Source organism: Streptomyces sp. BF23-19 (assembly GCF_041106355.1).
Classification (GTDB): domain Bacteria; phylum Actinomycetota; class Actinomycetes; order Streptomycetales; family Streptomycetaceae; genus Streptomyces; species Streptomyces virginiae_A.
In genome coordinates this window covers 1-9,423 of sequence record NZ_JBGBPT010000095.1, presented here as the reverse complement: position 1 = coordinate 9,423, position 9,423 = coordinate 1, and the positions used below count along the sequence as shown (strand labels likewise).

The 9,423-nt window shown below is 71.4% G+C and carries 8 protein-coding genes; all 8 read left to right on the top strand.

Translation table 11 applies throughout. From position 1 onward, the window contains the following. The first annotated feature begins 316 nt into the window (after positions 1 to 316). Positions 317 to 1,297, top strand: coding sequence for a nitronate monooxygenase (locus AB8A24_RS36540; RefSeq protein WP_328961260.1), 981 nt, complete (start codon positions 317 to 319; stop codon positions 1,295 to 1,297). A 69-nt stretch (positions 1,298 to 1,366) separates the two neighbouring features. Then, positions 1,367 to 1,957: an antibiotic biosynthesis monooxygenase gene (locus AB8A24_RS36535; RefSeq protein ID WP_328961261.1), complete on the top strand. Its 591-nt coding sequence runs from the start codon at positions 1,367 to 1,369 to the stop codon at positions 1,955 to 1,957. A gap of 46 nt (positions 1,958 to 2,003) precedes the next feature. Beyond that, positions 2,004 to 3,437, top strand: a complete 1,434-nt coding sequence (locus AB8A24_RS36530) for an FAD-binding protein (protein ID WP_369478652.1) — start codon at positions 2,004 to 2,006, stop codon at positions 3,435 to 3,437. A gap of 31 nt (positions 3,438 to 3,468) precedes the next feature. Next, on the top strand, positions 3,469 to 4,401 hold the full coding sequence (locus tag AB8A24_RS36525) for a hypothetical protein (RefSeq protein ID WP_369478651.1): 933 nt from the start codon (positions 3,469 to 3,471) through the stop codon (positions 4,399 to 4,401). Then, positions 4,398 to 5,171 carry an alpha/beta fold hydrolase gene (locus AB8A24_RS36520; RefSeq protein WP_369478650.1) on the top strand — a complete coding sequence of 258 codons (774 nt, stop codon included), beginning with the start codon at positions 4,398 to 4,400 and terminating at the stop codon, positions 5,169 to 5,171. Before AB8A24_RS36525 ends, AB8A24_RS36520 begins: the two co-directional genes overlap by 4 nt. Further along, complete coding sequence (locus tag AB8A24_RS36515) at positions 5,168 to 6,991, top strand: isocitrate/isopropylmalate family dehydrogenase (protein ID WP_369478649.1); 1,824 nt, start codon at positions 5,168 to 5,170, stop codon at positions 6,989 to 6,991. The genes AB8A24_RS36520 and AB8A24_RS36515 overlap by 4 nt, the downstream gene beginning before the upstream one ends. After that, complete coding sequence (locus AB8A24_RS36510; RefSeq protein WP_369478648.1) at positions 6,984 to 7,841, top strand: DUF6282 family protein; 858 nt, start codon at positions 6,984 to 6,986, stop codon at positions 7,839 to 7,841. Before AB8A24_RS36515 ends, AB8A24_RS36510 begins: the two co-directional genes overlap by 8 nt. Positions 7,842 to 7,939: 98 nt before the next feature. Then, the coding region (locus tag AB8A24_RS36505; protein ID WP_369478647.1) for a phosphoenolpyruvate carboxylase at positions 7,940 to 9,423 on the top strand (1,484 nt) is incomplete at its 3' end.

Here is a 9,423-nt window from a genome sequence, read left to right as displayed (position 1 = left end):
TGGGGGGAGCTCCGGGCCATCCGCTTTTCCGCTACCTCCAGGCGCCCCCTTTCACCCCGCAAGTTCCTTCTTTTCTGCGGGCCGGTTAAATCCGGAGTCATAGGCTCCGAGTTATGGCAGCCACGCCCTTTCCGTCTTGGACTCGGATGGCCTTCGGTATCTAGTCTTCAGAACGTGAAAGCGGCCCGGTTTCACCGCCACGACGAGGACCGAAGCCCTCGCGTGAACACCAAGAGAATTCGGGACGCACATCGGCTGTATCAACCGTTCATCTCCGGCCTTTCGATCCGGAGGAACCGAAAGGAATCAGGGAAAAGTGATCTCGACGAAGCTGACGGAACTCCTGGGAATCGACCATCCGGTCGTGTCCGCGCCGATGGGTTCCGTCTCCGGCGGACGCCTCGCGGCCGCCGTCACCCAGGCCGGGGGTCTCGGCCTGGTGGGCGTCAGTTACGGAGACCCGACCTTCATCGACGAGCACGTGGCCCACGCAGCCGAGCGCGGCGGCGTGTGGGGCGTCGGATGTGTCATGTTCACCTTCGACGAGCGGCCCGGCCTGTGGGACAAGGTCCTCGGGTACGCGCCGCCGGTGATAGCCCTCTCCTTCGGCGACGCGGCGCAGGTCCGTCGTTACGTCGAGTCCGCCGCCCGGAGCGGGGCGCAGGTGGTGGTGCAGGTGCACGACACCGAGCAAGCCGCCACGGCCCTCCAGGCCGGCGCCTCGGTACTCGTCGTCCAGGGGTCCGAGGCGGGCGGCCACCACAAGACGCAGTCCACGCTGCCGCTCGTCCCGGCCGTGCTCGACATCACCCAGGGCACCGTCCCGGTGGTGGCGGCCGGCGGGTTCGCGGACGGCCGGGGCCTCGCGGCCGCGCTGGCGCTGGGCGCCGACGGCGTGATGATGGGCACCCGGTTCGCCGCAACCGAGGAGTCCCTGGCCACCACGGGCTTCAAGACGACGCTGGTGTCGGCGTCGACCACCGACACCGTCAACACCCGCGCCTTCGACGTGGTCCGCGGTATCCCCTGGGACACCGTCTACCAGGCCCGGTCGGTGGGCAACGACTTCACCCGCACGTGGACCGGGCGGGACGCCGAACTCGCCGCCCGGCGCGCGGACGTCGAGCCCGAGTGGGTCGCCGCCGTGGCTCGCGACGACACCAGCCAGCGCGCGATGTTCGCCGGCGAGGTGCTGGACCTCGTCCAGGACATCCAACCGGCCGCGGCCGTGGTGCGCGGCACCGTCGCCGAGGCCGAGGCGGTGCTCGCGCGCCTCGCCACCCTCACCGCCTCCTGACCGTCCCCCCACGCCCTCCTCCCCCCACACCCCGCCCCCGCCCCCTCCTCAACTCCCTTCGGAGATCCCATGATTCACATCCTGACCCTCACCTACCTGGCCGCGCCGGACGTGGTCGCCGCGCACCTTCCGGAGCACAAGGCCTGGCTGCGCGACCACGCGGACAAGGGACGCATCCTGCTGAGCGGCCCCCGCCCGGACGGCGGCGCCGTCATCGTGACGGCCGACCTGGACGACACCCAGGTCCGCGAGCTCGTCGAGAGTGACCCGTGGCACCTCCTGGGGCTCGTGTCCTACGGGCTGACCGCCTTCGAGGCGCGCCGCACCAGCCCGGGCGTCGTGACGTCGCCCGAGCCGGACGCCGGCGTTCTGCTCATCAACGTGGCCACCACGAACAACGCGGCCGAGACCGTGGACACGCTCGCCTCCGCCGTCGAGCACGTCGCCGCCACCGCCGACGGCTTCCTCGGCTCCCGCCTGCTGACCAGCGTCGAAGGCGACGCAGTGATCAACCTCGCGGCATGGTCGGACGAGCAGCGGTTCGCCGCCATCTTCGACGACTCCGAGTTCAGCCGCCGCTACAAGGCCTTCGCCGAGACGACGACAGGAGCCAAGTTCCGGCTCTACCGCACCAGCCGGGTCATCACGCCCGCCCGCTGAGCACCCCCACCCTCCACATCCGCCTTCCCACCGGCTAGGAGCCACCTTGTCCACCTCAGCCACCACCGGTACGTACGACCTGGTCGTCGTCGGCTTCGGCGCCGCCGGCCTCTCCGCCGCCCTGTCCTACGCCGAGGCCACCGACGGCCGCGCCACTCCCACCCGCATAGCCGTGCTCGAACGAGCCACCCAGGAGGAGCGCGGTGGTGCGACCCGCTGGACCGGCGCCTTCCTGCGGATCACCCAGGACCGGCGTCTGGACACCGACTGGGCCGAGCACATGGGCCGGGTCTCGGGTGGCCTCGCCGACCAGGAGTACTGCCGCACCGTCGAGCGGGAGACCCCCCAGACCCTGAGCTTCGTGGAGAAGCACGGCGTCGAGATCGCCTTCGAGGACTTCCCGCTCCCGCACACCTTCGACGGCGGCGCCCCGTCCATGACGCCGCCCGCGAGCCCCCGGGGCGGCGGCGCCTCGATCGTCGAGCACCTCGGTTCTGCCCTGGAGAACGACCCGCGCGTCGACATCCGGTACGAGACGGAGGCGCTGCGCCTGACCACCGGGGAGGACGGCACCGTCGACGGTGTCGTGGTGCGCGGCGCCGACGGCCGCACCCAGCGGCTGAGCGCCCGTGCGGTGGTCCTGGCCTGCGGCGGCTTCCAGGGCAACACCGAGATGCTCACCCGCTACGTCGGCGACCGTGCCTGCGACCTGCCGCTGATCGCTCCCGGCATCGCGAACAACCGGGGCGACGCGCTGCGCATGGCGCTGGAGCTCGGCGCGGACACCGCCGGCCAGTTCGACGGGATCCACGCCGAGCCGGTCGACCGCCGCACCCAGCAGGCCGACGCGGTGCTGTACGGATTCAGCACCGGCATCTTCGTCAACGGCCGTATGCGGCGCTTCTTCGACGAGGGCCGCGACACCTGGGACAACACCTTCGAGCACGTCGGGTACGAGATCTGGAAGAACCAGGACCAGGAGGCGTACTGGATCGCCGACGGCAAGACCCTCGCCATCCCCGGCATCATGAACTCGCTGCTCAGCGACGTGCCGCCGGAGCAGGCGGACACCCTGGAAGGTCTCGCGGGCAAGCTCGGCATCGACGCCGAGGGCTTGGAGAAGACCGTCGCCGAATTCAACGCCGCTGTCGGACCGGGTGAGTTCGACCCGTCCGTCCTCGACGGCAAGAGCACCGTCGGCATCGAGCCGCGCAAATCCAACTGGGCCACGGCCCTCGACACCCCGCCGTTCATCGGCGTCCCGGTGACCGCCGCCATCTGCTTCACCTACGGCGGCGTCCGCACCGACCTGGACGGACGCGTCGTCACCCCGTCGGGAACCGCCATCCCCGGCCTGTACGCCGCCGGTGAGGCCACCGGGCTCTTCTACCACGCCTACCCGCCGGCCACATCCGTCCTGCGCTCGCTGATCTTCGGGCGTCTCGCGGGCACGCACGCCGCCGTCCAGCAGTCCCTCTGACCCGAACTCTCATCAGTTTCCCGGAGGATCCATGCGTACCGTCAACATTGATGTCACCCTGCGCGACGGGGGATATCGCAACGGCTTCAACTTTCCGCTCTCCTACGCCCTGCAGCACGCGAAGCTGAGCGTGGAGGCGGGCTTCGACTGGATCGAGATCGCCTACCGCAAGGGCTCGTTGCTGCCGATGCCGGACCTGGGGCTCACCGGCCGTGGCGACGACGACTACATCGCCGCGATGGCACGGGAGGTCGGTCCCGAACGGATCGCGATGATCCTCCACCCGAAGAACATCACGGACGACGACCTGCCCGCGATGTACGCGGCGGGTGCCCGGCTCGTACGGATCATCCTGCCGGCCCAGGGGTACGAGGCGGGGCTGGCCCGCATCCGGCAGGCCAAGGAGCTCGGCTTCACCGTCGGCGTCAACTTCGCCCGGATCAGCCAGTGGGCGGGGCGGGACGTGGTCGAGGTGGCGACGGCGGCCACGGACGCGGGCGCCGAGTTCGTCTACCTCGCCGACTCCAACGGGAGCCTCTCCCCCGTCGACACCACCGACCTCACGACGTTGACCAAGTCGGTCACCGGCCGGCCGGTGGGGCTGCACGCCCACAACAACCTGGGGCTCGCCCTCGCCAACGCCATCAGCGCCGTCGCGGCGGGCGCCACCTGGATGGACTCCTCGATCCAGGGAATGGGCAAGGGGCCGGGCAACCTGATCGCCGAGCAGTGGCTGGCGCACCTGGACCGGACCGACGCCGAGGCCGCGGGCCGGCTCCACCTGGGGCCCGCCCTGGAACTGGCGGAGCTGCTGCTCGACACGATCCCCGAGGGCGCCCCGTCGCTTCCGCTGCCCGACCTGGTGCTCGGCCGCTACGACCTGTCCGTGGAGCACCGCAAGAACCTGCTGGGCGACCACCGGGAGGGCATCGCCACCGCGCGCACCCTCGCAGCGGTCCGGTGACGCACACCGCACTGCCCGTGGCGACGGCGGTCTTCGGACCGGAGGCCGCCGTCGCCACGGGGCACGCCCTCGTCCTCGGCCCCGTCACGCCCAGCTGGGACGAAGGCGCGTTCTTCGCCCCCGTCATCGAGGTCCTGGCCGGTGCCGGGCTCCGGGTGACCGTGGCGGACACGCTGTCGCTGTGGGACGAGACGGTGGACTCGATGGCCGTCTTCACCGCCCGCTGGCGCGAACTTCTACCGGGCTTCGGCCCCGTCGACCTGCTCTGCGGGAACGCGCTCGGCGGCGCCGTGGCCCAGGCGCTGCTCCCCGAGGCCGGTCCGGCCACCGCCGCCCTGCTGGTGTCGGGCCCCACCCGTACGGACGCACTTCTGGAGGCCCGGCTGGGCGAGATCGCCGACCTGGCCGCCTCAGGCCGCCCCGGCGAGGCCCTGGCCCTGCTCAACCGACGCGTACTGCCCAGTGGTTCGGCCTCGGAGCGGGACGCCGGCCCGACGCCGGACGCCGATGAGGCCGCCGGCCGGAGACTGGCCGCCGGGATGCACCTCCTGCGCGGCATCGACCTCTCGCCGGCCGTACTGGGCCACCCCGGACCACTGCTCCAGCTCGTCGGAGAGCGGTCCCAGCTCGTCACGCGGCGGCACACCGCCGCCGCGCCCCACCACGAGGTGCACGTCGTCCCCGGGACGGGCATGCGCCCCCATTTCGAACAAGCCGCACATGTGTCCGCCCTGATCCGGGCGTTCCTGCGGGAGAAGGGACTCCAATGAAGAGCGTCGCGGTCCTTCCGGGCGACGGGATCGGACCCGAGGTCGTCTCCGCCGCCCTCGACACCGTCGAACGGCTCGGCCTGCCCCTCGACCTCCGCTTCGGGGAGATCGGCTGGGAGTGCTGGCGCCAGGAGGGTGACCCGGTGCCGCAGCGCACCTGGAAGCTCCTGGAGGAGACCGACACCTGCCTGCTCGGCGCGATCACCAGCAAGCCGCTGCGCGAGGCCGAGGCCGAACTCGTGCCCCCGCTGCGGGGCCGGGGGTTGGCGTTCGTGTCGCCGGTCGTACAGCTGCGCCAGCGGCTCGGTCTGTACGCGAACATCCGTCCCGTCACCGACCTGGACCACGGGCGGTTCGACTTCACCGTCATCCGGGAGAACACCGAAGGGCTGTACGCCGGTCTCGACTTCCACGGGCTGGACACGGCGCTGTGGAACGCGGTCCGCCACCACCCCAACGCCGAGGCGTCCGGCGCCGAGGACACCAGTGTCACGCTGCGACTGCAGACCCGGTTCGGCATCGACCGGCTGCTGCGCTTCGGCTTCGCCTACGCCGAGGCCCACGGGCACCGGCTGCTCACCCTCGTGGACAAGCCGAACGTCCTGCGCAACAGCAGCGACCACCTGCGCAGGCGCCTTGAGGTCATCGCGCAGGAACACCCCGGGATCGAGACCGAGATCCTCAATGTGGACGCCGTCGCCCTGTGGATGGTGCGTCGGCCGGAGCGGTTCGGCGTCCTGGTCGCCGAGAACATGTTCGGCGACATCCTGTCCGACCTCGGCGCGGGCGTCATGGGCGGACTCGGCCTGGCGTCGAGCGGCAACATCGGCGACCACGGCAGCTACTTCGAGCCGGTCCACGGCAGTGCGCCCGGCATGGCGGGCCAGGGCAGGGCGAACCCCATGGCCATGCTCCTGACCGTGTCCCAGATGCTCGACCACCTCGACATTCCCGTACCGGCCGAGGAGTTGCGCAACGCCGTACGGGCCGTCGCCCGGGCCCGTACGACGGTCACCTACGACCTGGGCGGCAACTCCGGCACCCGACAGGTGGCCGAGGCGGTCACCCGTCAACTGAGCGCACAGCAGGGCGAGTCGGGGACCGAAGCGGTACCGGGCAAGGCGCCCGAGGTACCGGACGACATCGTGGACCGGCTGGCCCGGCTGGACACCGCGTCGGTCTCGGACGCACTCGACAGCCTCGGCGTCGGCGGCGTCCTGGCGGGGATCGCCCCGCGCGTGCCGGGAACCCGGGCGGCGGGACGCGCTTTCACCGTCACCTACCGACCGGTGGACACCCGTGCCGACCAGGGGTTTCGCAACGCGGCCAACTACCTGGACGACGTGCCCGAGGGCTCGTTCGTCGTGGTCGACAACGCGGGCACCACCACCTGCACCAACTGGGGCTCGCTGCTGACGGCGCTGGCCCAGCGGCGCGGGGTGCGCGGCACCGCCGTGCACGGTTCGGCCCGCGACATCTCCGAGATCCGCGCGGCCGGCTACCCGCTGTTCAGCACGGGCGCCACGATGGTCAGCGGCAAGAACCGCGTGGAACTGGCGGCGACCGGCAGGGACATCACCGTCGGCGATGTGACCGTGCGACCCGGCGACATCGTCGTGGCCGACGACAACGGGGCGCTGGTCGTGCCCGCCGCGCACGCCGCCGAGGTCACGGGCCGGGCGGAACGCGTCGAGCGGACCGAGGCAGCGATCGCCGAGGCCGTCGCCGGCGGACTGCGCCTGGACGAGGCCCGCCGGCGGTTCGGGTACGCCGACCCGTGGGGCGTCCGCGCCGAGCGGCCCGCCCCGTCCCATGCCTGACCTCGCGCAACGCGTGGTGGACGTCCACTATCACGCCGGCCCGGACCTCTACCGGCGCCGGCTGACCTCCACCGGTGCCGGTCTCGCGTACGCGGCGGCCGGGGGCTGGGTGGTGCTCAAGAGCCACCTCAGCTCCACGGCCGCACGCGCCTGGGAAGCCCGTCAGGACGGGCTCCCCGTCTCCGGCTCGGTCGTACTCAACGACCTGGCCGGGGGCGTCGTGCCGCGCGTCGTGGAGCAGGCCGTCTACGCACACGGACCGGACAGCCCGGCCCGGCTGGTCGTATACCTGCCCACGCTGGTCGGACCCTCCCATGCCTCCAGGCTGCGGCGAGCCTCGTTCCACCCCCGGCTCGACGCCGACCAGTGGCGCGCCGAGCCGGTGGTGGACGCCGAGGGGCGCCTCGCCCGGGGCGCGAGCGACGTGCTGCGCGCCGCCCGCGACCTGCCGGTCGTCGTGGCGACCGGGCACTGCGACCGGGACGCGTCCCTGCGGGTGATCGACGAAGCGGTACGGATCGGTACGCCACGCCTGTTGCTCACCCACGCCACCCACCCGATGTCGGGCTTCACGCCCGCCGATCTCGCGGAGCTGGCCGATGTACCCGGGCTGTACGTCGAACTCACCGCGCTGACACTGCTGTTGGGCCATCATGACGCCCGACACCTGGGCGAGGTCGTCCGGGCCCACCCTCGGGTGGTGTTCAGCTCCGACCTCGGCCAGCCGGACCAGCCGGACGTGGCGGGCTGGCTGACCGCGAGCGAACAGTGGTTCGAGGCAGCGAACTTGACGGCAGATCAGATTGCGGCGATCACCCGGTCCGGTCCTGCGGAACTGCTGACGCCCTGAGGGCACCGGCCGACCGACACCGCGTACCTGTTGACCACGCACCCCTTGGGCTTGTCGACCCCGTGAGCGGACCCTCACCACCCCACCCAGGAGCAGCGATGAACGCCCCTACCTCGCACACCGCCCTGCACGACGACATCCGACGCCTCCGCGGCCTCCTCGACGGGACACTCGTCCGACAGGAGGGTACGGAACTCCTGGAACTCGTCGACAAGGTACGTGAGTTGACCCGCGAGGACGGCGCGGCCGCAGCCGAGCTGCTCGGTGGCACCGACCTGGAGACCGCCGCCAAACTGGTCCGCGCCTTCTCCACCTACTTCCACCTGGCCAACGTCGCCGAACAGGTCCACCGAGGCCGCGAGTTACGCTCGGAGCGCGAACGGTCGGGGGCCGCCCTCGCCCGCGTCGTGCGCCAGGCCGCGCAGGAGGTGCCGGATTCCCTCGCCTCCGCGGTCAAGAACCTCCATGTGCGTCCGGTGTTCACCGCCCATCCGACGGAGGCGGCACGGCGCTCCGTACTGAACAAGCTGCGCCGGATCGCGGAGCTCCTGGAGACACCGGTCAGCGGGTCGGACCGGCGCCGGCACGATCTGCGCCTGGCGGAGAACATCGACCTGATCTGGCAGACCGACGAGCTGCGGGTGGTGCGCCCGGAGCCCGCCGACGAGGCCCGCAACGCCATCTACTACCTCGACGAGCTGCACGCCGGAGCCGTCGGCGACGTCCTGGAGGACCTCGCCGCCGAGCTCCAGCGCGTCGGCGTCGAGATCCCCGCCGGCACCCGCCCGCTGACCTTCGGCACCTGGATCGGCGGCGACCGCGACGGCAACCCCAACGTCACCCCCGAGGTCACCTGGGACGTGCTGATCCTCCAGCACGAGCACGGGATAAACGACGCCATCGAGCTCATCGACGAACTGCGCGGACTGCTCTCCCACTCCATCCGCTGCACCGGCGCGTCCGATGCCCTGCTCACGTCACTGGCGCACGACCTGGAACTCCTGCCGGAGATCAGCCCGCGCTACAAGCGGTTGAACGCCGAGGAGCCGTACCGCCTCAAGGCCACCTGCGTCCGGCAGAAGCTGGAGAACACCAAGCGCCGTCTCGCCGAAGGCGTCCCGCACGAGGAAGGCCGCGACTACCTCGGCACCGGCGAACTGCTCTCGGACCTGGCCCTGATCCAGGCCTCGCTGCGCGAACACCGCGGCGGGCTGTTCGCCGACGGCCGCATGGACCGCACCATCCGCACCCTGGCCGCCTTCGGCCTGCAGTTGGCCACGATGGACGTGCGCGAGCACGCCGACGCCCACCACCACGCGCTCGGCCAGCTCTTCGACCGGCTCGGCGAGGAGTCCTGGCGCTACGCCGACATGCCGCGCGACTACCGGCAGCGCCTGCTCGCCAAGGAACTGACCTCGCGCCGACTTCTCGGCCCTGCGGAGCTCGATGCCTGGGGCGAGCGGACGCTCGGCGTCTTCCACACCGTGGACAGGGCCCTGGACGTCTTCGGTCCCGAGGTCATCGAGTCCTACATCATCTCGATGTGTCAGGGCGCCGACGACGTCTTCGCCGCCGCCGTCCT